This is a genomic window from Clostridium sp. AT4, assembly GCF_001517625.2.
GTDB lineage: Bacteria > Bacillota > Clostridia > Lachnospirales > Lachnospiraceae > Enterocloster.
The window spans coordinates 1,630,691-1,656,072 of sequence record NZ_LN999828.1 but is presented as its reverse complement, the minus strand read 5'-3'; the positions used below and the strand labels follow the sequence as shown (position 1 = coordinate 1,656,072).

The following is a 25,382-nucleotide window of genomic DNA, read 5'->3' as shown; positions in this document are numbered from 1 at the left end:
CTTTATAAAACATACAGAACAGGCGTTCTGAACAGCCTAAGTATACAGCAGATTTTATGAATAGTCAAGGGAAGAACAGAGAAAATTCACTCTGGGATTTTATGCGGATCTATGCTATACTACGGTCAGAAAATTTCTATGCATAAGAGCTGGAGGTCAAGATGAAAGACGGATTTTTAAGGACTGCAGCTGCTACTCCTAAAATCAGGGTAGCAGATCCGCAGTATAATGCAAAACAGATCATAGAGCTGATGGAACAGGGAGAGAGCCGGGGAGTAAAGGTGATGGTATTTCCGGAGCTGTGTCTTACAGGCTACACCTGTTCGGATCTTTTTTTGCAGACTTCCCTTTTGGAATCAGTAAAAAGGGAACTGAAACATATCGTAGAAGCATCAAAGAAGCTGCATATGATCACATTTATAGGCCTTCCCTGGGAGCATGAGGGAAAGCTTTACAATGCGGCAGCTGCCATAAGCGGAGGAAGGATCCTGGGACTGGTTCCCAAAAAGAATCTGCCCAACTATTCGGAATTTTATGAGCTGCGTCATTTCTGTTCCGGACAGGAAACGGTACGCTGGATAAAGATTGACGGGGAAAGGGTTCCTTTTGGCATGAACCTTCTGTTTTCCTGTGAGGATATTCCGGGACTTGTGCTGGCAGCGGAAATCTGCGAGGACGTGTGGGTTCCCTGCCCTCCGAGCATTTCTCATGCTATGGCAGGAGCCACGGTGATCGCAAACTGCTCTGCCAGCGATGAAACCACAGGAAAGGATGCTTACCGCAGGAGCCTGATCTGTGGCCAGTCGGCCCGTCTGGTCTGCGGATATATCTATGCCAATGCAGGAGAAGGGGAATCCACCCAGGATCTGGTATTCGGCGGACAGAATATCCTGGCGGAAAATGGAACCTGCCTGATGGAATCGCGGCGCTTTTCCAATGAATGTATCTGTGCGGATATGGATCTGGAACGGATCGCAGCGGAGCGCCGCAGGATGACAACCTTCCCGGCAGCAGATCCGTATCAGGAAAAAGGCGGCTATGTGACTGTGCCGTTTGAGCTGGAGCGGGGAGCGAAAGAAGCGGAGGGCTCCATTCTGCGCTATGTGGATGCGGCTCCCTTTGTGCCTGCGGATCCTGTCCAGAGAGAACTCCGCTGTGAGGAGATTCTGTCCATTCAGGCTATGGGCTTAAAGAAGCGTCTGGAGCATACGGGCTGTAAAAATGCGGTCATCGGCCTTTCCGGCGGTCTGGATTCCACGCTGGCTCTTTTGGTGACGGTTCGGACCTTTGACCTTTTAAATCTTCCCAGAGAACAGATCCACTGCATTACCATGCCCTGCTTCGGCACTACGGACCGTACCTATACCAACGCCTGCGTGATGGCAAAGAAGGTAGGGGCATCCCTTAAGGAAATCAATATCCGCAAGTCCGTTACAAGCCATTTTGAGGATATTGGACAGGACGTAAACTGCCATGATGTAACCTACGAAAACGGACAGGCCAGAGAGCGTACCCAGATCCTGATGGATATTTCCAATCAGGTAGGAGGGCTTGTGATCGGAACCGGAGATATGTCCGAGCTTGCTTTGGGCTGGGCCACTTATAACGGAGACCACATGTCCATGTACGGGGTCAATGCTTCTGTTCCCAAGACACTGGTCCGCCATCTGGTCCGCTATTATGCAGATACCTGCGGGGAAAAAGAGCTTTCAGATGTGCTCGTGGATGTACTTGATACGCCTGTGAGCCCGGAGCTTCTTCCGCCTGAGGATGGGAAAATATCCCAAAAGACCGAGGATCTGGTAGGCCCTTATGAACTTCACGATTTTTATATGTACTATGTACTGCGTTTCGGCTTTCGTCCGGGTAAAATTTACCGTCTGGCTCTTTGCGCGTTTGAAGGACAGTATGATAGGGAGACTATTTTAAAATGGCTTACCACCTTTTACCGAAGATTTTTCAGCCAGCAGTTTAAGCGCTCCTGTCTGCCGGATGGACCGAAGGTGGGCTCTGTGGCCGTATCTCCCAGAGGAGATCTGCGTATGCCAAGCGATGCCGTAAGCCGTCTGTGGCTGGATGAACTTAAGGAGTTGGAACTGTCCGGGACCGGAAACGGGAAAGGAGCCAGAGCAAAATGATCAACAGCACTTCAAATAAGCAGGTAAAGCGGGTTGTAAATCTTCAGGCAAAGGCAAAAGCCAGGCGGGAAGAGGGCGTCTATGTGGCAGAAGGACTGCGGATGTGCCGGGAATTTACACCAAAAGACGTAGAGGCTCTTTACGTTACGCCGTCCTTTGAGAGCCAGAAGGAAAACAGGGAGTGGCTTCACTCCTATTCCTACGAAATTGTCACCGAAGAAGTTATGAAGGCCATGGCGGATACAAAGACGCCTCAGGGTGTGCTGGCGGTGGCAAGACAGAAGAAATACACCCTGGAGGAGCTTTTAAAGCCAGCATCTTCCGGAACTCCCCTTCTTCTCATGCTCCTTGAGAATATTCAGGATCCCGGCAATCTGGGGACGATCCTTCGGGCCGGAGAGGGGGCAGGAGTAACCGGTGTGATCATGAGCCGTGACACCGTAGATATCTACAGCCCCAAGGTGATCCGCTCTACCATGGGTTCCGTGCTGCGAATGCCCTTCCTTTATACGGAGGATTTTACAGCTGTCTGCAAAAGGCTTGGCAGAGAGGGCGTGCGTCTTTTTGCGGCACATTTGAAGGGAATGAATAATTATGACCGCCAGGATTATACTGGAAATGTGGGCTTTCTCATTGGAAATGAGGCAAACGGTCTTACAGAGGCAGCGGCAGAGGCGGCAGACTGCTGTATCCAGATTCCCATGGCAGGAAAGGTTGAGTCCTTAAATGCGGCGGTAGCAGCCTCTGTGCTGATGTTTGAGGCAGCCAGACAGCGCAGAAATATCTGACAGAGACAGTCTGCGGCGTGGCCTGAGCATGGGAGGCCCCTGAAAGGAGAAAATCCATGACAGGGATTGCAGGCTGGTTTTTTGCATATTTATTCTTTATGGCTGTGGAGCTCTTTTTCCGCAGCCTTATTTCGCTCTGGTTTTGTGCAGGGGCTTTAGGAGCCTGGATAGGGGCTCTTATGGGACGGACGGCAGAGGAGCAGCTTTTTGTGTTTCTTCTTGTGTCTGTTTTTTCACTGTGGATCATCGGAGCGGCCGCAAGGAGGAGAAGGTGAAGCTGCAGTTGGATAAAGGCCGCAGGTACGGTATTGTACTGGAGGGCGGAGGAGCCAGAGGAGCGTATCAGATCGGAGCCTGGAAGGCTTTAAAAGAAGCGGGCATACAGATACAGGGGGCAGCAGGAACCTCTGTGGGAGCTTTAAACGGCGCCCTGATCTGTATGGATGATTTCGAAACGGCGGAGAAAATCTGGGAAAATATCCGCTATTCCCAGGTTATGGATGTAGATGACAAAAGAATGGAAGCTTTGAGGGAGTGGAACTTAAAAAACGGTACAGCCGTAAGACTTTCGGATCTTTTAAACGGAGTAAAACGCCTGTTAAAAGAAGGCGGCTTTGATATCACACCTTTGCGGGAGCTGATCCGTGGGGCGATTGATGAGGAGAAAATACGCACCTCTGACAGGGATTTATATACAGTTACCTATTCCCTGACGGAACATCAACCTCTTGTGGTTGATATAAAGGAAGTACCTCCGGGACAGATCTGCGACATGCTTATGGCAAGTGCGTATCTGATCGGCTTTAAACCGGAAAAGCTGGGAGGAAAGTATTACATGGACGGTGCCAGGGTCAATAATGTGCCTGTAGATGTGCTGATCGACCGGGGGTATGAGGATATTATCGTCCTTCGGATCTACGGCTATGGGGTAGATACGGAACGCCGTCTTCAGGTGCCTGACGGCGTTCGCCTTTATCATGTAGCGCCAAGGCAGGAACTGGGAGGCATTCTGGAATTTGACCGGAAAAAGGCCAGAAGGAATATGCTCCTTGGATATTTTGATGCCATGCGTATGCTCTATGGGCTGGAGGGAAGGATCTATTATCTGGATGCTCCTGAAAGCGAGGAGTATTATTTTAACCGTCTGATGGCTGAAGTTTTGGAGCTTATGGACTGGTGCGGGATGGGTGCGGAACATACAGAAAATAAAGAGGGCGGTTCCCTGCGGATTTATATGGAGGAGCTGTTTCCGCGTCTTGCTGCAAAGCTGGGATTAAAGGAAAAATGGGATTACAGGCAGCTTTATTTTTCCCTTCTGGAAGAAGCTGCAAAGAAATATCGGGTCAGCCGGTTTCGGATCTATACGCCGGATCAGCTTTTAACGGTTTTAAGAAGGCGCAGCTGGAGATAAAAATCCTTGACATCGCATTCTCGTGGTGGTATATTATGCATAAAAGATGCATAAATATAAATTTCTGGCCAAATAAGTCTGGAAAAGATCACGGAGGATGCTATGAATTTAAAGGGAAGAAATTTTTTGACATTGAAAGATTATACACAGGAGGAAATCCTGTATCTGCTGGATCTGGCGGCAGAATTAAAGGACAAGAAGAAAAAAGGGATTCTTACGGATACCTTAAAGGGAAAAAATGTGGCGCTGATCTTTGAAAAGACCAGTACCAGAACCCGCTGTGCCTTTGAGGTGGCAGCCCATGATCTGGGAATGGGTTCCACTTATCTGGATCCATCCGGCTCTCAGATCGGAAAAAAGGAGAGTATTGCAGATACAGCCAGAGTTCTGGGCCGGATGTACGACGGTATTGAGTACAGAGGCTTTGGACAGGAGATTGTAGAGGAACTGGCTCATTATGCAGGAGTTCCTGTATGGAACGGACTTACAAATGAGGATCACCCTACCCAGATGCTGGCGGATCTGCTCACTATCAGAGAACATTTGGGCCGGCTTAAGGGAGTTAAGCTTGTGTATATGGGCGATGCGCGCTATAATATGGGTAATTCCCTTATGATCGCCTGTGCCAAGATGGGAATGCATTTTACTGCCTGTGCGCCGAAAAAGTATTTCCCGGATCCGGCACTGGTAAAAGAATGTGAGGCCTTTGCGGCAGAAAGCGGCGGTACGATCACCCTGACAGAGGATGTGGCAGAGGCTGTAAAGGGCGCAGATGTGATCGATACAGACGTTTGGGTATCCATGGGAGAACCAGACGAGGTATGGGAAGAGAGAATCCGGGAATTAAGCCCCTATAAGGTAACAAAGGAAGTAATGGACGGGGCAGGTCCCCAGGCCATTTTCCTTCACTGCCTGCCTTCCTTCCACGATCTTAAGACAAAGATCGGAAAGGAGATGGGCGAGCGCTTCCATGTGTCAGAACTGGAAGTAACAGACGAAGTATTTGAGTCCAGCCAGTCAGTTGTATTTGACGAGGCTGAGAACCGGATGCACACCATTAAGGCCGTAATGCTTGCAACCCTTGGGGAGTAGGTTCTGGGCCCTGTAAGGTCTGCATCCGGAGAAATGGAGAATGCAGATATGCAGGGCCAGAGAGGAAGAAATGAGCGCCGTGCCGGGGTATTTCTCGACATGGCGCACTTGATCCTTGGGATCGCCATTGTCATATTCGCCGTGCTGTCCTTTATAAGCCCCGAAGGGAACAGGATGCTGTTTCCCCTGGTATTTTTGCTGGCGGCGCTGTTAAATGGGATCAAAGGCATATTTGAGCTTAAGACCTGTGCCAGAGATAAGAAGCGGTTCAGGCTGGGAATCTTCCAGCTGCTTCTTGGAGCAGGTCTTGGGCTTCTTGGCGTGTTAAGCGCCGTAAGTCTATGGTTTCACGGATAGATGATGGGAGAGAAGAATGAAAACAGAAATTTTAAAAATGCTGAAGGAAACACCAGATTTTCTGTCGGGCCAGCAGCTGTGCGAGGGCCTGGGGGTTTCCAGAACAGCTGTATGGAAAGCGATACGCCAGCTGGAGGAGGAGGGCTATGCCATTGAGGCGGTGAGAAACAGAGGATACCGTCTCGTGGCTTCTCCGGATGTGATCACAGCCCCGGAACTTAAAACAGTTCTTTCCACCGTGTGGCTGGGGTCTCAGGTGAACTGCTTTTATGAGACAGATTCCACTAACCGTCAGGCCAGAAAACTGGCGGAGGAGGGTGCACCCCATGGAACTCTTGTTGCAGCAGATAGCCAGAGCGCAGGAAAAGGAAGAAGAGGACGGGCCTGGGCCTCTCCTCGCGGTGTGGGAGTCTGGATGAGTTTTATACTTCGCCCTGAGTTGTCTCCGTCAAAAGCCTCTATGCTGACGCTGGTGGCCGGGATGGCAGTGGTGGCCGGGATCCGGCAGATTTCGGGTCTGTCCCCTCAGATCAAGTGGCCAAATGATGCTGTGGTCGATGGGAAAAAGATTTGCGGCATCTTAACGGAGATGAGCACAGAGGAGGATTCCATCCGCTATGTAGTAGTGGGGATCGGTATCAATGTAAATACAGAAAGCTTTCCACCTGAAATTTCAGACACTGCTACCTCTTTAAAGCTGTCTCTGGGCCATGAGCTTAAACGGGCGCCTTTGATCGGAGCGGTGCTTAAGAGCTTTGAGCAGTATTACAGCCGTTTTATGGAATATGGTGATATGACAGGGCTTATGGATGAGTACAATGAAATGCTTGCAAACCGGAAACGACAGGTTCGCGTGTTAGACCCTCACGGTTCCTATGAGGGTATGGCTCTTGGAATTGATAAAGAAGGCTGTCTTTTGGTGAAGAGAGAGGATGATTCTGTATCAGCAGTTATTTCAGGAGAGGTATCTGTGCGGGGGATATACGGCTATGTGTGACGGAAGGCTGCATTTTTATGACAGGCTCCAGATTCTGGAAGAGAAGGATCGGTCTCTTGAGCAGAGGGAGCGGCTTCGGGCGGTAGAAAAGCCGCTCCTTGCCTGGTACGCCTCCAGAGCCAGAAAGCTGCCCTGGAGAGAAGATCCAAAGCCCTACAGGGTATGGATATCGGAAATTATGCTGCAGCAGACCCGGGTAGAGGCAGTAAAGCCGTATTTCGAGCGGTTTATGGAGGCGTTTCCCGAAATTCGTGATCTGGCGCAGGCAGAGGATGACCGCCTGATGAAACTGTGGGAAGGGCTGGGCTATTACAGCCGGGCCAGAAATCTAAAAGCAGCTGCCATTCAGGTGATGGAGCGCTTTAACGGAGCGCTTCCTGCTTCCTATGAAGCGCTTTTGAGCCTTCCCGGAATCGGCAGTTATACGGCGGGAGCCATTGCTTCGATTGCCTACGGTATCCCCGTTCCGGCTGTGGATGGAAATGTGCTTCGGGTCGTTTCCCGTATTCTGGCAGATTCCTCGGACATCCGAAAAGCCTCTGTAAAAACATCCATGGAGGCTCTTTTAAAGGAAGTGATGCCGAAGGACTGCGCGGGAAGCTATAATCAGGCATTGATTGAGACCGGAGCGCTGGTGTGCATCCCCGGCGGAGAACCCAAATGCAGGGAATGCCCAATGGAATCCGTATGCCTTACGGCCCAAAATGGCCTTTGGAAGAAAATCCCGTGGAAGTCCCCGCCCAAGGAGCGGAAGGTGGAAGAAAGGACGGTATTTATTATTGAATATCAGGAGAAGGCCGCCATCCGCAAAAGGCCTCCAAAGGGGCTTTTGGCCTCTCTTTATGAGCTTCCCAACGCAGAGGGAAAGCTGTCGCCAAAAGAGGCGGAGGCGTATCTGGCAGTGTCTGAGGATGATCTGGTATGTTTGAAACCTCTTCCAGATGCCCGTCATGTGTTTTCTCATATTGAGTGGCGTATGAGCGGATACCATGCTGTCCTTAAAGAACCCTGGAGGGAACTGCCGGACGGTGTTTTTATGGCATCCAGAGAGGAGATAGAAAAACAGTATCCCCTTCCCAATGTATTTTCCGCTTACAGAGAGATCCTGTTTAAAAAGGAGGATGGACAGTGAAGCAAATGCTCTTTGTATTTAATCCGCGCTCCGGAAAGGAACAGATCCGGGGAAGCCTTTTGCGGATCCTGGATATTTTTACAAAGGATGGGTATGATATCCATGTTCATGTAACCCAGAGCCAGGGAGATGCCTCCCGTATCGTAAAAGAGCTGGGAGAGGGCATGGATCTTATCCTGTGCAGCGGAGGAGACGGAACCTTAAATGAAACCATCTGCGGGATGCTGGCTCTTAAGGATCAGCCGCCATTGGGGTATATTCCTGCGGGTTCTACCAATGATTTTGCAGTCAGCCTTCAGATCCCGAAGGATATGGAGCGGGCTGCTCTTAATGTTGTAAACGGGGCGCCTTTTGCAGTGGATGTGGGAAGCTTCTGCGGGGATCGGAATTTTGTATATATTGCCGGTTTCGGCGCTTTTACAGAGGTGGCCTATGCTACCTCCCAGGATCGAAAGAATCTGCTGGGCCATCCGGCCTATATGCTGGAGGCCTTAAAAAGTATTTCTTCTATTAAGCCATACCATATGTTAGTGCAGTGGGAAGAGGGGAAATTAGAGGAGGATTTCGTGTTCGGCATGGTGACGAATACAAGGAGTGTGGGCGGCTTTAAAAATCTGGTAAACCAGACTGTTGCCTTAAATGATGGTGCCTTTGAGGTGCTTTTGATCCGTATGCCAAAAACTCCCGGAGATCTGAGCAATATCATTTCCCATCTGTTTTTAAAGGAAGAACCGAATGAATATGTATACCGTTTTAAGACAGTTTCCATCTGTTTTCAGTCGGCAGCTCCGGTGGACTGGGTTCTGGACGGAGAGTATGGCGGAGCCAGAACCCAGGCTCAGATCGGCTGTTTAAGGGAGAAAATAAGGATTCTTGTCGATAGATGTTGAAATCCCGAAACAAATGGTATATAATGATAAGTTGTGAGAGTTTCCACATTTACCTTTAAATGAAAGGACGTTTATCATTGGAAAAGGACGATTTTTTAAAAAAACTGGAAAAGCTGGTGGAGCATGCCAAATCCAAGCACAATACGCTGGATGCAGGCGAGATCAATGACTTTTTCACAGGGGACAACCTGTCTCCCGAGCAGATGGATCAGATTTACAGTTACCTGGAGAACCGTAATATTGACGTAGTTCCCGTACTGGACGAAGCGATGTTGAATGCAGATCCCGCTCTGGATGACATTGGCCTGGATCTTGATCTGGACGATGACAGTTTCATGAAGGATGCAGAGGAAGAAGAAATCGACCTGGATGCAGTGGATCTTCTGGAGGGCATCGGAACCGAAGACCCGGTTCGTATGTACTTAAAGGAGATTGGTACCGTACCCCTTCTTACGGCAGATGAAGAGCTGGAGCTTGCACAGCGCAAGGCAGACGGAGATGAATCTGCAAAGGAGAGACTGATCGAGGCAAACCTGCGTCTTGTGGTCAGCATTGCAAAGCGCTACACGGGAAGAGGCATGAGCTTCCTTGATCTGGTGCAGGAAGGCAATCTGGGGCTGATCAAAGGCGTTGAGAAATTTGATTATACAAAGGGTTATAAGTTAAGTACATATGCGACCTGGTGGATCCGTCAGTCAGTGACAAGAGCTCTGGCTGATCAGGCGAGAACCATCCGTGTGCCGGTGCATATGGTTGAGACGATCAATAAGATGTCAAAGATGCAGCGTAAGCTGACTTTGGAGCTGGGCTATGAGCCTTCTGTCACCGAGCTGGCAGAAGCTCTCGATATGTCTGAGGACAAGGTGATGGAGATCATGCAGATCGCCCGCGAACCGGCTTCCTTAGAGACGCCCATCGGCGAAGAGGATGATTCCAATCTGGGCGATTTCGTAGCGGACAGCAACGTAGTGACCCCTGAGGGAAATGTAGAGTCTGTGATGTTAAGAGAACATATCGATGCCCTCTTAGGCGACTTAAAAGAGAGAGAGCGCCAGGTCATTGTCCTGCGTTTTGGTCTGGAAGACGGCCATCCCAGAACCCTTGAGGAAGTGGGAAAAGAGTTTAATGTTACCAGAGAGCGTATCCGACAGATCGAGGCCAAGGCTCTGCGCAAGCTGCGCAATCCGGTAAGAAGCAAGCGCATCAGGGATTTCCTGTAAATGAAATAAAATAAAAAGGGCTGCTCACAAAAGCAGCCCTTTTGTGCGTGGCGGGATATTGATGCGTTTGTCCCTGCTGTAAAGGAGGAAATTGTTATGGCTGCACAGCAGCAGAAGCAGAATTATCAGAGAATTTTAGAACACACATTGGAAGAAATTGGAAAAAACGGAGCCGTTCCGACTCTTTTGCTCCACAGCTGCTGCGCTCCCTGCAGCAGCTATGTATTGGAATATCTGTCACAGTATTTTGAGATCACTGTTTTTTATTACAATCCCAATATTTACCCGGAAACAGAATACAGGGAACGGGCCAGGGAGCAGGAACGGCTGATCTGTGAGATGAAGACAGAAAATCCTATTCATTTTTTGGAAGGAACATACGATCCATCCGTTTTTTATGCCATGGCAAGGGGACATGAAAAGGACCTGGAGGGAGGAGAACGCTGCTTTCGCTGCTATGAGCTGCGTCTCCGGGAAGGAGCAGCTGTGGCAAAACAGGGCGGTTTTGACTATTTTACCACTACACTCTCTATCAGCCCTTTAAAGAACGCCCAAAAGCTTAATGAGATCGGGATCCGCCTGGGAGAAGAATACGGCGTTCCCTACCTGCAGTCGGACTTTAAAAAGAAGAACGGCTATAAGCGTTCTACCGAGCTTTCTGCCCAGTACGGCCTTTACCGCCAGAACTACTGTGGCTGTGTATTTTCTCAGGAAAAGGAAAATAAAACTTGGGAAACTCAAACTTGACATAGATAGGCAGATGTAATAAAATTCATATAGAGGACAAGGGAGCGGCGGTTCCCTTCCGAATGCAGAATACACCATAAGGAGAGTATAATTATGATCAGCAAGACTTTAACCGTAGTAAATCCATCCGGCTTACACTTAAGACCAGCAGGCGTTCTGTCTCAGACTGCTATGAAGTTTAAGAGCGATATCACCATCGAGTGCGGTGAGAAGAAGATCGTTGCAAAGAGCGTATTAAACGTAATGGCAGCAGGCATTAAGTGCGGTACAGAGATTACTCTGGTCTGTGACGGAGAGGACGAGCAGGCAGCTATGGATACCTTAAGCCAGGCAATCGAGAGCGGTCTGGGCGAGATGTAATTTTTTTTCAGACGTAAAAGGAGCCGTTCCACCGGATGGGTGGGCGGCTCCTTTTTAGTATCAGCATGTTGTGCGGCGTGTTTGTTTACTGTATTTCCACTACCGTATAGTCCTTATCCTCTACGGCCTTTTTAAGCACCTCATCTGTAACAGCCTCGTTTAAGGTCACGACGGCAGTTCCGTTTTCGTGGCTGACAGCCGCCTCGGCTACCTGAGGAAGAGCCTCCAATGCCTTCTTTACAGCTGCCTCACAGTGGCCGCACATCATTCCTTCGATTTTCATTGTCTTTGTCATAGAAGTATTCTCCTTTTCGTTGTTAATAGTTGTATCAGCAGCAACCGCATCTGCGGTTACAGGATGCTTTAGCGGTTTATCCTTTCTGGCGCTTCTTACCGGAAAAAGATTGAGCCTTAAGGCGTTGGAAACCACGCAGAAGCTGGAAAGGCTCATGGCAGCGGCTCCGAACATAGGATTCAGCTTTAAATGAAAGAGCGGGTACAGTGCGCCGACTGCCAGGGGGATCCCGATCACATTGTAGAAAAAGGCCCAGAACAGATTTTCATGGATATTTTTAAGGGTCGCCCGGCTGAGGCGGATGGCCGCAGGAACGTCTAAGAGGCGGCTTTTCATCAGAACTACATCAGCCGCGTCGATGGCTATATCGGTTCCGGCTCCTATGGCAATTCCCATATCAGCCCTTGTAAGAGCGGGAGCATCGTTGATCCCGTCGCCTACCATGCAGGTTTTGCCCTTTTTCTTTAAGGTGCGGATCACACTTTCCTTCCCTTCGGGGAGAACGCCTGCGATTACCTCGTCCACTCCGGCCTGGCGGCCAATGGCTCTGGCTGTCCGCTCATTGTCTCCTGTGAGCATAACCACATGGATTCCCATGTTTTTAAGCTCCTTGATTGCCTGTGGGCTGTCCTCCTTGATGGTGTCTGCCACGGCAATGATACCTGCAGGACGATCATTTTCCGTAAAGAGAAGCGGTGTTTTGCCCTCCTCAGCCAGCGCTTCGGCCTGCTTTTTCATATTTTGTGAAATGGGCGTACGGCTGCTGATAAAGGAAAGGCTTCCTCCGGTAAGTACATGGTGATCTCTGGTGCGGACAGCAGAAAGCCCGTTTCCGGGAAGTGCCTTAAAGTCTGTTACAGCCTCAGGCTCCATCTGGTTTTCTTCGGCCCGCTTTAACACGGCTTTTGCCAGAGGATGTTCGCTTTTGGCCTCCAGGGCGTGAGCCAGGGAAAGAAGAGAGCCGTCTGTATAGCCGTCTGCGGGAACGATATCCGTTACCTTTGGCTGTCCCTCTGTGATGGTGCCTGTCTTATCCAGGGCAATGATCTGCATCTTTCCTGTTTCTTCCAGAGAAACAGCCGTTTTAAAGAGAATTCCGTTTTTGGCGCCCATTCCGTTTCCGACCATAATGGCTACGGGGGTTGCAAGTCCCAGTGCACAGGGGCAGCTGATGACAAGTACAGAGATTCCTCTTGCCAGTGCAAAACCCAGACCTTGGCCTGCAAGGAGCCATACGATCGTGGTAATAATGGAAACAGTGATAACTGCCGGAACAAAAATGCCGGATACCCGGTCTGCTGCCTTGGCAATGGGAGCTTTGGTGGCAGCAGCATCGCTTACCATCTGTATGATCTGGGAGAGGGTGGTATCTTCTCCTACCCGTATGGCCTGGCAGCGTAAAAAGCCAGACTGGTTGGAGGTAGCGGCAGATACCCGGTCACCCTGTGATTTGTCAACAGGGATGCTTTCTCCTGTAAGAGCAGATTCGTTTACTGCGCTGTTTCCTTCTAATACAATACCATCTACGGGTATATTTTCTCCGGGACGTACAACGAAAATATCCCCGATTTGTACCTGGTCGATGGAGACTTCTGTCTCAGCTCCGTTTTTTATAAGCGTGGCCGTCTTGGGAGCCAGTTTCATAAGGCCTTTTAGGGCGTCGGTGGTGCGCCCCTTGGAGCGTGCCTCCAGCATCTTGCCTACGGTGATCAGGGTGACGATCATAGCGGCGGACTCAAAATAAAATTCATGCATATAGATCATGACGCCGTCCATATCGCCCTGAAGCTGTGCTCCGGTCATGGCAAAAAGGGCATAGGTGCTGTAAACAAAAGCGGCTGTGGAGCCTAAGGCTACCAGGGTATCCATGTTGGGAGAGCCGTGAAACAGGCTTTTAAAGCCGTTGATAAAAAATTTCTGGTTGATTACCATTACAATTCCTGTAAGAAGAAGCTGCAAAATCCCTACTGCAACGTGATTATCTGCAAAAAATGGGGGCACCGGCCAGCCCCACATCATATGGCCCATGGAAAAATACATGAGGACAATGAGAAAGCCTGCGGAACAGAGCAGCCTTTTTTTCAGTATGGGAGTTTCATGGTCAGCCAGCATATCTTCGTTTTCAGATGTCCGGGCAGAAGCATGATCCGATATGCCCTTTTCAGATGCGCCGTATCCTGCCTGCTCTACCGCGGCTATGACAACCTTTGGATCTGCGTTTCCTTCTACGCCCATGGAATTTGTCAAAAGGCTCACGGAACAGGAAGTAACGCCGGGGACGTGATTCACGGCTTTTTCCACCCGGGCGCTGCAGGCCGCGCAGCTCATGCCGGTTACGGAATATTGTTTCATAAGCATCAATGCCTCCTTTATTTCATCAGTTTCTGCAGGGTGTTCATCAGTTCGTCGATTACCTGATCGTTTCCTTCCCTGATATCATTTACAACGCAGGTGTGGATATGGCTGGAAAGAAGGGTGCGGCTGAAGCTGTTGAGAGCAGCGGTAACGGCGGCTGTCTGTATCAGTATATCCGGGCAGTAGGCATTTTTTTCAACCATGCTTTTGATGCCGCGCACCTGTCCTTCGATCCGGTTTAAGCGATGTATAAGATCTTTATATTCTTTTTCGGAACGCTCTTTTGTCTTATGGCAGCTGCATGCTGCTGGATTTTTTGCTTCCATATAAGTCCTCCTGTCTGATACGGGATTGGGATGAGAATATACCCTGGTGGGGTATAGTGATATTATATACCCTGATGGGGTATGTTGCAAGAGGAATATTAAAAAAATATAACAAAAGCTGTCGTTCCTCTTACGATTTTCTCAGGGACATTGAGAGGAAAGAAAAAATATGATATGTTGGGATCAGAAAGGAAAGGAGGAGAAGAGCATGAAAAAAAGATTTGTGGGATTATTGGCGGTGGTGCTTGTCCTGTTTGGGTTTACAGCCTGCGGAGGCACTGCTTCCGGTGCAGCTGCGGATAAAATGGAGATAGCTGAAACGATGGCTGTCAGTCCTCCGGCAGCTGCAGGAGGACATATGCCGGAAGCTCCTGCTTTGGAAGAAACAGAACGGGAAACGGGAGAAACGTTAACATCCCGGTCTCAGACACGAAAGCTGATCCGCACGGTAGAACTTCAGATGGAGACAGGAGAATTTGACGCGTTTCTTCAGGCGGTCGGGGAAAAGACAGAGACTTTTGGGGGATATACGGAGCGGTCAGATGTGATGGGAAAACAGGCAGATTCCGAAGGAAATCCCATTTTGCGTACTGCCAGCCTTACAGTCAGGATCCCGACGGGCCGTCTGGATGAATTCATTACAGACCTGGAAGGAAAAGGAAGTATAGTGAATCGTTCGGAAAACACAGAGGACGTTACCCTTCAGTACAGTGATATTGAGAGCAGGAAAAAGACGTTGGAAATGGAGCAGGACAGGATCTGGGCTCTTTTGGAAAAAGCTGATACTCTGGATGCAGTGATCGCCTTGGAAAAACGGCTGTCTGAGATCCGCTATGATCTGGAATCCATGGAATCCCAGCTGCGCTTGTATGATAATCAGGTGGAATACAGTATTCTGCGTTTGGATCTGTCAGAAGTAACAAATTACAGTCCCACAGAGCCTCAGACCATATGGCAGAGGATCCGCACTGGATTTGTGGAAAATGCCCACAGGGCAGCAGGTTTGTTTTCTTCTCTTTTTGTAGGGATCATAATATCGGTTCCGTTTTGGGTTCCTGCGGCGGCGATTCTTTTTATCTTTTACTTTATAGGCCGAAAATATGCGAAAAAACATGGGGAAAAGAAGTGAATTTGCAGTTTGGACCATTTTACGGTATAATGGACTCCTATTTAATTAAAGGAGGACATGTCTGCCCATGGCATCATTTACGAAATTTGCAATCTTGAAAGTGTTCGGGGATCTGGCAGCTTCCAGACCGGTAGATAAAATTACGGTAAAGGATATTACAGATCAATGCGGTATTTCCAGAAATACGTTTTATTACCATTATCAGGATATTTACCAGGTGCTCAAAGCCTATGTCCAGTATTCGGCTGAGCATGTGATCGAGCTGATGGTAGAGGATGAGGGGGAGGATGGTAAGGCAGGCTTAAAGGAAATCCGGTATCTGGAAGCCAACAGAGAGCTTTTATGCAATCTGTATCGCTCTGCTGCCAACGAGGAGGTCAGAAACTGCCTGCAGTCTGCCAGCCAGATTATTTTTGACCGCCTCATTGAAAGCGTATCTCAGGGAATGGAGGTACAGGCAGAGGATAAAAAGATACTCAGTGCGGTGTGCCAGTATACGGTTCGGGGGATCATGACCAGCTGGATGGAAGAGGATGGAATGCTGAACGGGGAAACACTGGAGCAGGTTTTGGTCCGCCTGGACTATTTGTTTAAAGGGGCCATAAGAGAAGCGTTGATGCGGAGCGCGTCCAGAGAACAGGGGCTTCTGCCAGAAAGCAAAATGTTGTAAAGCAAGTCTGCTGTAAATTGTGAAATAAAAGTAAAAAATAGTACACATATGGGTCAAATGCACAAATTTTGTGCATTTGATTTTATTTTGCCTATTGTCAATTAGACAAAAGTCCATATAATGATTAATGGTAAAGGAGATGAAAAAAATGCCCACAGAGAAATTCATGAATCTGGGTGATTACAAGAAACAGGCAATCCTGGATGCAATGCGCGCAGAATTCATGACTACGCCTTACTCGGAGATCCGGATCAGCAGCCTGATCAAGCGGGCAGGCATATCCAGAGCCAGTTTTTATCTGTATTTCCAGGGCAAGGAAGACCTGTTTACCTGTATGATGCATCAACTGAGAGAACGATTGGTGCAGGGGCTTATAGAAGCCTTTCAGGAACAGAAAAGCTCATTTGATATGTCCATGAGTCGGCTGGTAAACCGCATCATGGAGGATGAGATCTACAGAGACTGCTGGGAGTTCTGCAAGCGGGTGATGGAGGATGGAACCTGCAGAGAGGTGGCAGCCTGCGCAGAGCGGGAATATGACAAAGAAAACCTGCGGGAAAAGACAGAAAAGAAATGTTATGAGGCCATGGATCATTCCGGATATCCAGGGCTTGATACGGAAAAGCTGCGGTATGCCATCGGCATGGGGATGCTGGTGATCCTCAGGATATCCATGCTGTATCTGGATCATGCGGCAGATCCGAAAAGGCTGAAGGAGATGGCAGCCAGACAGTTTGCCATACTTGACAGAGGAATCCGGGATTAAAATCGTGCATAAAAGAAAGGAAGGCAGAAAAAATGAAAAAAAGCAGCAAAAGACTGATCGCAGGAGCGGTAGTCCTTTTAGTGGCAGCAGGGTTTGTATTTAAACTGGTGTCCGGCAAAGAGGAGGCGCCGCAGTATGAAACACGTCCTACGGTAGCCATACAGACACCTGTAACAGGCGATATTACACTTTATACGGAGCTTACAGGAACGGTAGAGCCTGTATCCAGAGCCGTTGTCATGCCTAAGATCAGCGGTGAGATATTAGAGGTAAATTTCCAGGCAGGCGATACAGTGCAGGCCGGTCAGGTGCTGTGTAAAATTGATTCCGATGCATTAAGGACCATGGAGCTTCAGATGCAGTCCGCATCCGTAGCCGCAGATACGGCAGCCAGAGAACTGGCACGTCTGCAGCCCTTGTTTGACGGCGGCTTTGTTTCACAGCAGCAGTTCCAGCAGGCTCAGGATTCGGCGACCAGCGCCCGTCTGGCCTATGAAACGGCAAAGACCCAGTATGATCTTCAGTTGGAATATACCACAGTGACCGCTCCTATCAGCGGTGTGATCGAGAGCAGAGGAATCGAGCTCCATGATCACGTAAGTCCGTCTGCGCCCATCTGTGTGATCTCCGGCGGCGGCCAGCTTCAGGTCAATTTCGGAGTAACCGAGAAGGTAATGAAAAATATGAATGTAGGCGATGCCTTGACAATAGAAAAGAACGGAAGCGCCTATGAGGGAAGTCTGACTGAAATAGGAGCCATGGTAAATGCCTCCGGCTTATACGATGCCAAGGCAGCTGTCAGCCAGGGAGCCAGCCTGACAAACGGTGCCAAGGTGAAGCTGACCGTTGTAATGGATCGTGCAGAAGGCGCGATGACGGTTCCTGTAGATGCAGTTAATTATGATGACGGTCAGGCTTTTGTATACTGCTATGAAGACGGCGCTGCTAAAAAGGTAATGGTAGAGGCCGGTATCTATGATTCACAGAATATGGAAATTATTTCCGGACTGGAAGCAGACAGCCAGGTGATCGTAACCTGGAGCAATGAGCTGGTAGACGGTCAGCAGGTGCTTTTAGATGATGGACAGAAAGAAGAGAGCAGCGAAGGAAATGCGGATCAGGAAACACCTGCCGTAGAGTCAGAGAAAGCAGGTGAATAAGGAATGGTTAATATTACTAAATTTGCGGTACGCAAGCCTGTAACCATTATCATGTGCCTGATCACCATTGCATATTTCGGTCTTCAGGCCCTGATGGGGACAAAGGTAGAGCTGACGCCGGAGATGGAGCTTCCGGTTCTGCTGATCAGTACCGTATATGCAGGCGCCACCCCGGAGGATATCAATGACCTGGTAACAACAAAACAGGAAGATGCCATTACCTCATTGGACGGCGTTAAAAATATATACAGCTTTTCACAGGAGAATGTTTCCATCATTATGGTGGAGTATGAGTTCGGAACCAATATTGATACCGCATACATCAACCTGAAAAAAGCCATTGACGGCACCAAGCGGGATATGCCGGAAGATGTGGAAGAGCCCAATATCCTTGAGATGGATATGAATGCGGCTCCTGTTATGACCCTTGCAGTGGGAGGGCAGGTAGATGGAAATCTCTATACATATGTAGAGAACAATGTGCAGCCGGAACTGGAAAAATTAAGCTCAGTCGGTGAAGTTTCTCTTTCCGGCGGACAGAAGGAATACGTAAGCGTTTGTCTGGATCCGGAAAAAATGGCCCAGTATAATTTAAGTCTTTCTACTGTGGGCCAGCTGGTAGGCGCGGCAGATTTTGCCGTTCCTGCAGGCGATGTAAACGTAGGAAAGCAGGAATTAAATGTCAGTGCAGGCAACGATTATGATGATGCGGAAAGTCTGAATAATATTGCAATCCCTCTGGCAGACGGCAGTGTGATCCATCTGTCAGATATTGCGACTGTTTCCCAGACACTGGAAGAAGAAAATTCCATCGGCCGTTATAATGGAAGGGACGTTGTATCCATTGCCATTAAAAAGCAGCAGAGTTCAACGGCCATTGATGTATCAAAGCAGGTAACAAAGCAGATTGAAAAGCTGAAGGCAGCCAATCCGGGACTGGAATTTACGGTTGTAAATGATTCCAGCGATATGATCAACGAATCCATCGTCAACGTATACCAGACCATGTTCATGGCTGTTATCCTGTCCATGTTTATCCTTTGGCTGTTCTACGGAGACCTGCGCGCTTCCGTTATCGTTGGTACCTCTATTCCTATTTCTATCATGCTGACCTTGATCGCCATGAGCTTTATGGGATTCTCGCTGAACGTTATTTCATTGACTTCTCTGGTTCTGGGCGTAGGTATGATGGTAGATAACTCCATCAACGTACTGGACGGATGTTTCCGCGCAAAGGAAAAGATGAATTTCTACGATGCGGCCATCGAGGGAAGCCGTGTTATGATCAATTCCATCATCGGCGGTACAGCGACCACCTGCGTTGTATTTATCCCGCTTTCCCTGTTGAGCGGTATGTCTGGACAGCTATTCAAACAGCTCGGATTTACCATCGTATTCAGTTTGATCGCATCTTTATTCTCTGCCGTGACCATCGTGCCTCTGTGCTATTATCAGTGGCATCCGATAGAGAAAGAGAAGGCTCCTGTAGCGGGCTTTATCCGCGGCTGTCAGGAGTGGTACCGTGCACATATGCCTTCCATCATTCCAAAGACAGGTATGATCATCGGCGGAAGCCTTCTGCTTTTGGTGGCCTCCTTCGGCCTTGCTTCCCAGCTTAGAATGGAGCTGATGGTAGCGGTAGACGAAGGCATTGTGGATATGGAGATCAAGACAAAACCAGGACTTTCCATTGCTGCAGTAAATGAAGCAGTAGCTGAGGTAGAGCAGCTGGTAGCACAGGACGAGGAGGTAGACCATTATCTTCTGACCTACGGAGCCAGTGGTCTGAGCATGGGAGGAAGCGGCGTTTCTCTGAGTGCGTATTTAAAGGATGACCGTAAGCTTTCCACAGATGAAGTGATTGATAAATGGACCAGAGAGATTGAACATTACACGAATGTATCGGTTACTCTGGAACAGGGAAGTACCAGCGGTTCTTCCAGCAGCAGTACGAACGAGATCGAGGTAGACTTACAGAGTACGGATTATGACGCATTAAAACAGGCGTCAAATGAGCTGGTAACAGAGCTTAGAAAACGCGATGATGTTATGCAGGTACATTCATCCATTGAAAATGCGGCGCCTATTATTAAGGTAAAGGTAGACCCGGTTGCTGCTCAGGCAGAAGGTCTTACCCCTGCATCCATTGGTTCCATGCTTTACAGCAACTTAAGCGGTATAGAGGCAGCTACGATGAGAGTCAACGGCGAGGACATTGACGTAATTGTAGAATTTGCTCCGGACCGGTATGATTCTATTGAAAAGCTCCAGGGAATGATGATCCCAACAGCCACAGGAACGGTTCTTCCGTTGGAAGATCTGGCAGACATTGTGTATGAGGACAGCCCGCAGCAGATCGCGCGTAAATCAAAGCAGTATCAGGTGTCTATTACCATGCAGCCCCAGTCCGGACTTAAGGATGAGGCGAAGGCAGCTGTCAATGAGTTTGTGCGTAACTGGGATATGCCAGAGGGAGTGGAAATGGCTGCCAATGCCACAGATGAGAGCATGGTCGAGGAGATGTCCGCTCTGGGAGGTGCGCTGATTACCGGTATTTTCCTGGTATTCGTAGTAATGGCAATCCAGTTTGAGTCGCCAAAGTTCTCACTTATGATCATGACAACGATCCCGTTCGCTCTGATCGGTTCCTTTGGACTGCTGTTCATCGCAGACAGCCCCATCAGTATGGTATCCATGCTGGGCTTCCTGATGTTAGTCGGTACGGTTGTAAATAATGGTATCTTATATGTAGATACGGTCAACCAGCTTCTTCTGGAAATGCCTCTGGATAAGGCTCTGGTAGAGGCGGGAGCGATCCGTATGCGCCCGATCATGATGACAACCGGAACAACGGTTATTTCCATGCTCCCCAATGCGTTTGCTTATGGTAAGTCAGGTGCCATGATGCAGGGTCTTGCCCTTGTAAACGTAGGCGGTCTGATCGCGGCTACGATCCTGACTCTGGTTCTTCTTCCTACCTATTACAGACTGGTTCACAATATGGGCAGAAAGGCCATGGGAGAAGGCGGACTGGAGATTGCAGACTGATCGATCCATCACTGCAGTTTGAAATGAATTAAATAAAGAAATGATAAAATGAAGCAGCCGTTCCTGCGTGTTCCGATTTGATTCGGGGGCGCGGGGGCGGCTGTGTTTTGCTAAAATGGATGTCGTTAGAGTTATTTTGCTCTTGTATTTTCCGGCAGGCAGTGATAAAATAAAAACAAATTATAAGAATTGTTTTTATTTTGAAGGGAGATGCGGTATGCCAAAGGTGGCCTATTCTGAGGAAGACAGAGAACGCATTCGGGCGAAACTGATCGCAGTTGGACTTGAACTGATGGCAGAGCAGGGAATCCAGCATACAACCGTAGAACAAATCTATAAAAAAGTTGGTATCTCGCGTACGTTTTTCTATTCCTTTTTTGCTGCAAAAGAGGATTTGATCGTTGAGACATTATATCTGCAGCAGCCGAAGATCATTGCATATGTGAAACAGTTAATGGCTGATCCTGCTTTGAGCTGGCGTGATGGGGTCAAGCGCTTTCTTTACACCTGCTGTTATGGAGAGAAAAACGGGATCGCTGTTTTAACGATTGAGGAACAGCAGCTTATTTTCAGGCATTTATCAAAGGAAAGCTATCAGACGTTCCGAAAAAAGCAGCTCCGCCTTTTTGGAGAAATATTGGAAAACTTTGGGATAAAGGCGAATGTAGAAAGAATCCATTTGTTTACAAATCTGAGCTTGACCGTGATGGTTATACGCAGAGCCATTCCCGATACACTTCCTTTCTTTGTTCCGGAAGCTGCGGATGAAACGGTTGATTTTCAGCTGAATGCTATTGTGGATGCCCTGGAAAAATTAAAAGAGGAAACGAACATATAAAAGATTCAGGAGGAAAAAGATTATGGGATTTTTTGGAAAACTGTTTAAAGGCCCTGAGGTTGACATGGAAAAGAGCAATGCAAATGCAAAGAAAATGCGTCTGCTGTTTGACCAGGCCGTAGAGGGAGGAAGCGGTTACAGGTTGATTTTTGGATATACCGAAGATGTAAGCCGCTTTAATTATGGATTCGTTCACGGGAGCAAAACAAAGATCGGAAATTTAATTGTGGGCTGGAATGAGGCAAACCAGACAATCGTGGTCGTTCCGACGGTTCCCGATCTTTCCGGCTGCGGCGATCCGACATACTACCGCCGTTCTGAGATTTTAAAAGCATACAGGAATAAGTATCCCACCGATGCCTTTATCATTTACCCGGACAAAAAGGGCTATATCGGCATCAATGCCTATGACTGGCTGGAAGATGAAAAACTGTATGTTTATGTATCGCAGGCCGATGAACTGGCTGCGTTTACAGACTTTTTTATGAACCGTTTTGCAAAAAAGTGAGGACATTAGATAATAAAGCCAGCCGGCTCCTGTGCGGCCCGAAATGATTCGGAAGCGCAGGGCCGGCTGGCTTTGATATTACTGAAAATCAGATAATTCGATCTGTTTACAGCTTTCTCTTTCAACCAGATAATGAGGGACAATGATTTTCGTGGCCAGAAGGTTGGGATTTTCAATATGGTTGATCATCTGGGAGGCGGCTTCTATGCCAAGCTGGCAGGAATTGATGTCAATGGAAGTCAGCTGGGGAGCTGTCAGCCGTGCAAAAAGCGAGTTGTTAAAGGAGATGATAGAAAGATCCTCCGGAATGGAAATCCCTTTTTCGATACATACACGCTCCAATGCAACAGCCAGGATATCATCGCTTACTACAATGGCAGTGGGGCGGTCTTTCAAATCCAACAGCTCCCGGATGGCGGCTGTGTCCTCCGGTGAAAATGCAGATGCCTCAATGCAGTATTCCGGACGCAGGGGAAGGCCGTGGCGGGAGAGGGCCAGCTGATAGCCGGATCTGCGGTCAGCGGAAAACATCAGGGAATTATCCGCGCCAAGGTAAGCAATTTTCCGATGTCCCAGCTGGTAAAGGTATTCCGCTGCTTCCTGACCGGCCAGCAGATTATCATTGTCAATATAAATGGTCTGATTGGCGAACTGATAGGCTTTTCCTATGAGTACATACAGAAGGCCTTCGTTGTAGAGGTAGTCAATCACAGGATCTTTTTGTTTGGAATACAGCACAATAAAGCCGTCAGCCTGACCGCTGCGGGTCATGGAACGGACAGCCTGCAAAACCTCCTCCTCATCCTGCCCGGTTACTACGGTATTGATATACTGCCGCTGGTTGCAGAACTGGCTGATTCCGCGGATGGCTTCCAGATAGAAGGAATTTTCATAAACCTCTCTGGCAGACACAGGCAGAATGATGCCGATGGTCCGTGTGTTCTGGGAAGCCAGGTTGCTGGCTTGAAAATTGGGTTCATATCCCAGCTGGGCCATGGCTTTACGGACCCTCTCCTTTGTCTCCTCGCTGATGGAAGGATTATTTTTACAGGTTCTGGAAACAGTAGATGGGGACACGCCTGCCAGCGCGGCGACCTCTTTGATGGTTACGGCCATGGAAAAACCTCCTTGTTACTCTCAAATACTATAGTATTATTGTAGGCCGGTGAGCATGAAAAGTCAATGCAAAATAGCGTGCAATTCAATGCAAATCAGTGCAAATAGAACGGGAAGGTTACAAGGATATTATTTATGGGAATTTTGCATAAAAACCATAGCTTCTCTTTGTGACAAATGTAGAAACAACGGAAAAAATAAAAACGCTCTTGCAATTTCAATGCAACAGGATTATATTTAATGCAATCGATTGCGTAAAGTTGTGCAAATGTAATACAGCAAGATTTATTGTAGCCGCAATATCAATCAGATGAAAGGAAAGCAAGGGGGAATTACACAATGGGAAGTAAGAACAGTAAACTTACAGGCAGGATCAATTTTGATTTTCTCCAGAAACTGGGAAAGGTGCTGATGACAGTCATTGCCGTTATGCCGGCAGCAGGACTTATGATCAGTCTGGGTAAGCTGGTGCAGATGGCAGGAGGCGACATAGCCGCCGTGATGACCATAGGAAGCACTATGGAGAATATCGGCTGGGCTGTCATCAACAACCTGCATATTTTATTTGCAGCAGCCATCGGTGGTTCATGGGCGAAGGAAAGGGCCGGCGGAGCATTTGCAGCACTGATTTCATTTATCCTGATTAACCAGATTACAGGATCTATCTTCGGCGTTACCTCTGCGATGTTAAATGATCCGGAGGCAGTGACCCATACGCTGTTTGGACAGGAAATTCTGGTAAATGGTTATTTTACCTCTGTCCTGGGCGCGCCTGCTTTAAATATGGGCGTGTTTGTGGGAATTATTTCCGGTTTTGCCGGCGGTATCATTTACAATAAGTATTATAATTATAGAAAGCTTCCGGATGCGCTGGCATTTTTTAACGGAAAGCGGTTTGTTCCTATGGTGTGCATTGCATGGTCTGTGGTTATTTCTCTGGTGCTGGCCCTTGTGTGGCCGGTGGTTCAGTCCGGAATCAATGCCTTTGGTGTGTGGATTGCCAATTCTTCCTCCACCTCTCCGGTGCTGGCTCCCTTTATCTACGGAACACTGGAGCGTCTGCTGCTGCCCTTCGGCCTGCACCATATGCTGACCATTCCCATGAATTACACCTCTTTTGGCGGAACCTATACCATTGCTACAGGTGTAAATGCAGGAGCGCAGGTGTTCGGGCAGGATCCTTTATGGCTTGCCTGGGCGACCGATTTGATTAACTTTAAGGATGCCGGGGATATGGCTTCCTATACAAATCTTTTAAATACCGTTACTCCGGCCCGGTTTAAGGTAGGACAGATGATCGGTGCTACAGGCCTTCTTCTTGGAATTGCACTTGCCATGTACCGCAGGGTTGAGCCTGATAAAAAGCAGAATTACCGTTCCATGTTTTATTCTACCGTACTGGCTGTATTCCTTACAGGCGTTACAGAGCCTCTGGAATTCATGTTCATGTTCTGTGCATTGCCTTTATATGTAGTTTATGCAGTTCTTCAGGGCTGTGCCTTTGCCATGGCAGGCATCATTGACTTAAGGCTTCATTCCTTTGGAAATCTGGAGTTTATCACCCGGATTCCCATGTCCTTAAAAGCAGGTCTGGGCGGGGATCTGATCCATTTTGTGATCTGTGTAGTTGTATTTTTTGTAATCGGCTACTTTGTGGCTTACTATATGATCGGACGGTTTCATTTTGCCACACCGGGACGTCTGGGGAATTATACAGACGAGGGAGCTGAGGAGGACGGTGCTTCTGCCAAAACAGGAGGAAATCCAGCCGGCAGTGCAGGAACAGGTTCTCAGGCAGAGCGTATTATTGCCCTTTTGGGAGGCCGGGAAAATATTATTCTGGTAGATGCCTGCATGACAAGGCTGCGTGTAACTGTAAAAGACCTGGCACAGGTGGCAGAACTTCCGGAATGGAAGACAGAGGGAGCACTGGGACTGATCCGCAAGGATAATGGTATTCAGGCCATTTACGGACCAAGGGCAGATGTACTTAAATCCGATATCAACGACATACTGTAACAGGAAAGAGGGGGAAGCAG

23 protein-coding genes are annotated in these 25,382 nt (G+C 48.5%); 20 read left to right on the top strand and 3 right to left on the bottom strand.

Features of this window, described 5'->3' with window-relative positions; all coding sequences use genetic code 11:
* Positions 1-161 precede the first annotated feature (161 nt).
* The 12 genes from BN3656_RS13985 to BN3656_RS13935 all read left to right on the top strand — a co-directional run bounded on the left by BN3656_RS13985 (position 162) and on the right by BN3656_RS13935 (position 11,132).
* Positions 162-2,138 carry an NAD(+) synthase gene (locus BN3656_RS13985; protein WP_066549367.1) on the top strand — a complete coding sequence of 659 codons (1,977 nt, stop codon included), beginning with the start codon at positions 162-164 and terminating at the stop codon, positions 2,136-2,138.
* Positions 2,135-2,926 carry an RNA methyltransferase gene (locus tag BN3656_RS13980; protein WP_066549366.1) on the top strand — a complete coding sequence of 264 codons (792 nt, stop codon included), beginning with the start codon at positions 2,135-2,137 and terminating at the stop codon, positions 2,924-2,926. The genes BN3656_RS13985 and BN3656_RS13980 overlap by 4 nt, the downstream gene beginning before the upstream one ends.
* 56 nt (positions 2,927-2,982) lie before the next feature.
* Complete coding sequence (locus BN3656_RS13975) at positions 2,983-3,201, top strand: hypothetical protein (RefSeq protein ID WP_066549364.1); 219 nt, start codon at positions 2,983-2,985, stop codon at positions 3,199-3,201.
* Positions 3,198-4,337 carry a patatin-like phospholipase family protein gene (locus BN3656_RS16930; RefSeq protein ID WP_066549361.1) on the top strand — a complete coding sequence of 380 codons (1,140 nt, stop codon included), beginning with the start codon at positions 3,198-3,200 and terminating at the stop codon, positions 4,335-4,337. The genes BN3656_RS13975 and BN3656_RS16930 overlap by 4 nt, the downstream gene beginning before the upstream one ends.
* 102 nt (positions 4,338-4,439) lie before the next feature.
* A complete protein-coding gene (gene argF, locus BN3656_RS16925; protein WP_066549360.1) occupies positions 4,440-5,429 on the top strand; it encodes an ornithine carbamoyltransferase in 990 nt (329 codons plus the stop codon).
* A 48-nt stretch (positions 5,430-5,477) separates the two neighbouring features.
* Positions 5,478-5,786: a DUF6637 family protein gene (locus BN3656_RS13965; protein ID WP_066550916.1), complete on the top strand. Its 309-nt coding sequence runs from the start codon at positions 5,478-5,480 to the stop codon at positions 5,784-5,786.
* Between the two features lie 16 nt (positions 5,787-5,802).
* Positions 5,803-6,783 carry a biotin--[acetyl-CoA-carboxylase] ligase gene (locus tag BN3656_RS13960; protein ID WP_066549357.1) on the top strand — a complete coding sequence of 327 codons (981 nt, stop codon included), beginning with the start codon at positions 5,803-5,805 and terminating at the stop codon, positions 6,781-6,783.
* A complete protein-coding gene (gene mutY / locus BN3656_RS13955; RefSeq protein WP_331467943.1) occupies positions 6,719-7,915 on the top strand; it encodes an A/G-specific adenine glycosylase in 1,197 nt (398 codons plus the stop codon). The genes BN3656_RS13960 and mutY overlap by 65 nt, the downstream gene beginning before the upstream one ends.
* A gap of 5 nt (positions 7,916-7,920) precedes the next feature.
* The gene (locus BN3656_RS13950) at positions 7,921-8,805 is read left to right on the top strand and encodes a diacylglycerol kinase family protein (RefSeq protein WP_331467945.1); all 885 of its coding nucleotides are present in this window, start codon (positions 7,921-7,923) and stop codon (positions 8,803-8,805) included.
* 77 nt (positions 8,806-8,882) lie between these two features.
* Complete coding sequence (gene rpoD, locus BN3656_RS13945) at positions 8,883-10,025, top strand: RNA polymerase sigma factor RpoD (protein ID WP_066549352.1); 1,143 nt, start codon at positions 8,883-8,885, stop codon at positions 10,023-10,025.
* A 96-nt stretch (positions 10,026-10,121) separates the two neighbouring features.
* Positions 10,122-10,772: an epoxyqueuosine reductase QueH gene (locus BN3656_RS13940; protein ID WP_066549349.1), complete on the top strand. Its 651-nt coding sequence runs from the start codon at positions 10,122-10,124 to the stop codon at positions 10,770-10,772.
* Between the two features lie 93 nt (positions 10,773-10,865).
* Positions 10,866-11,132 (top strand): HPr family phosphocarrier protein, encoded by a 267-nt coding sequence (locus BN3656_RS13935; protein ID WP_066549348.1) that lies wholly within the window; start codon positions 10,866-10,868, stop codon positions 11,130-11,132.
* An 85-nt stretch (positions 11,133-11,217) separates the two neighbouring features.
* Here the strand turns inward: BN3656_RS13935 and BN3656_RS13930 are convergent, their stop codons facing one another.
* Complete coding sequence (locus tag BN3656_RS13930) at positions 11,218-13,779, bottom strand: heavy metal translocating P-type ATPase (protein WP_066550913.1); 2,562 nt, start codon at positions 13,777-13,779, stop codon at positions 11,218-11,220.
* Between the two features lie 17 nt (positions 13,780-13,796).
* The gene (locus BN3656_RS13925; protein WP_066549347.1) at positions 13,797-14,108 is read right to left on the bottom strand and encodes a metal-sensing transcriptional repressor; all 312 of its coding nucleotides are present in this window, start codon (positions 14,106-14,108) and stop codon (positions 13,797-13,799) included.
* 208 nt (positions 14,109-14,316) lie between these two features.
* Between BN3656_RS13925 and BN3656_RS13920 the strand changes: the two genes are divergently transcribed.
* The 7 genes from BN3656_RS13920 (at position 14,317) to BN3656_RS13890 (ending at position 22,227) form a co-directional block, all read left to right on the top strand.
* On the top strand, positions 14,317-15,237 hold the full coding sequence (locus BN3656_RS13920) for a DUF4349 domain-containing protein (protein ID WP_167544886.1): 921 nt from the start codon (positions 14,317-14,319) through the stop codon (positions 15,235-15,237).
* 67 nt (positions 15,238-15,304) lie between these two features.
* The gene (locus tag BN3656_RS13915) at positions 15,305-15,907 is read left to right on the top strand and encodes a TetR/AcrR family transcriptional regulator (RefSeq protein WP_066549341.1); all 603 of its coding nucleotides are present in this window, start codon (positions 15,305-15,307) and stop codon (positions 15,905-15,907) included.
* Between the two features lie 148 nt (positions 15,908-16,055).
* Positions 16,056-16,673, top strand: a complete 618-nt coding sequence (locus tag BN3656_RS13910) for a TetR/AcrR family transcriptional regulator (RefSeq protein ID WP_066549338.1) — start codon at positions 16,056-16,058, stop codon at positions 16,671-16,673.
* Positions 16,674-16,705: 32 nt separating this feature from the next.
* Positions 16,706-17,833 (top strand): efflux RND transporter periplasmic adaptor subunit, encoded by a 1,128-nt coding sequence (locus BN3656_RS13905; RefSeq protein ID WP_066549334.1) that lies wholly within the window; start codon positions 16,706-16,708, stop codon positions 17,831-17,833.
* 3 nt (positions 17,834-17,836) lie between these two features.
* Positions 17,837-20,881: an efflux RND transporter permease subunit gene (locus tag BN3656_RS13900; protein WP_066549332.1), complete on the top strand. Its 3,045-nt coding sequence runs from the start codon at positions 17,837-17,839 to the stop codon at positions 20,879-20,881.
* A 217-nt stretch (positions 20,882-21,098) separates the two neighbouring features.
* Positions 21,099-21,719, top strand: coding sequence for a TetR/AcrR family transcriptional regulator (locus tag BN3656_RS13895; RefSeq protein ID WP_066549330.1), 621 nt, complete (start codon positions 21,099-21,101; stop codon positions 21,717-21,719).
* Between the two features lie 22 nt (positions 21,720-21,741).
* A complete protein-coding gene (locus tag BN3656_RS13890; RefSeq protein WP_066549327.1) occupies positions 21,742-22,227 on the top strand; it encodes a hypothetical protein in 486 nt (161 codons plus the stop codon).
* Positions 22,228-22,305: 78 nt separating this feature from the next.
* On the opposite strand, the gene BN3656_RS13885 is transcribed toward BN3656_RS13890, so the two are convergent.
* Positions 22,306-23,343, bottom strand: a complete 1,038-nt coding sequence (locus BN3656_RS13885) for a LacI family DNA-binding transcriptional regulator (RefSeq protein ID WP_066549326.1) — start codon at positions 23,341-23,343, stop codon at positions 22,306-22,308.
* 339 nt (positions 23,344-23,682) lie between these two features.
* Between BN3656_RS13885 and BN3656_RS13880 the strand changes: the two genes are divergently transcribed.
* Positions 23,683-25,362, top strand: a complete 1,680-nt coding sequence (locus BN3656_RS13880; protein WP_066549324.1) for a PTS transporter subunit IIBC — start codon at positions 23,683-23,685, stop codon at positions 25,360-25,362.
* The last annotated feature ends 20 nt before the right edge of the window (positions 25,363-25,382 follow it).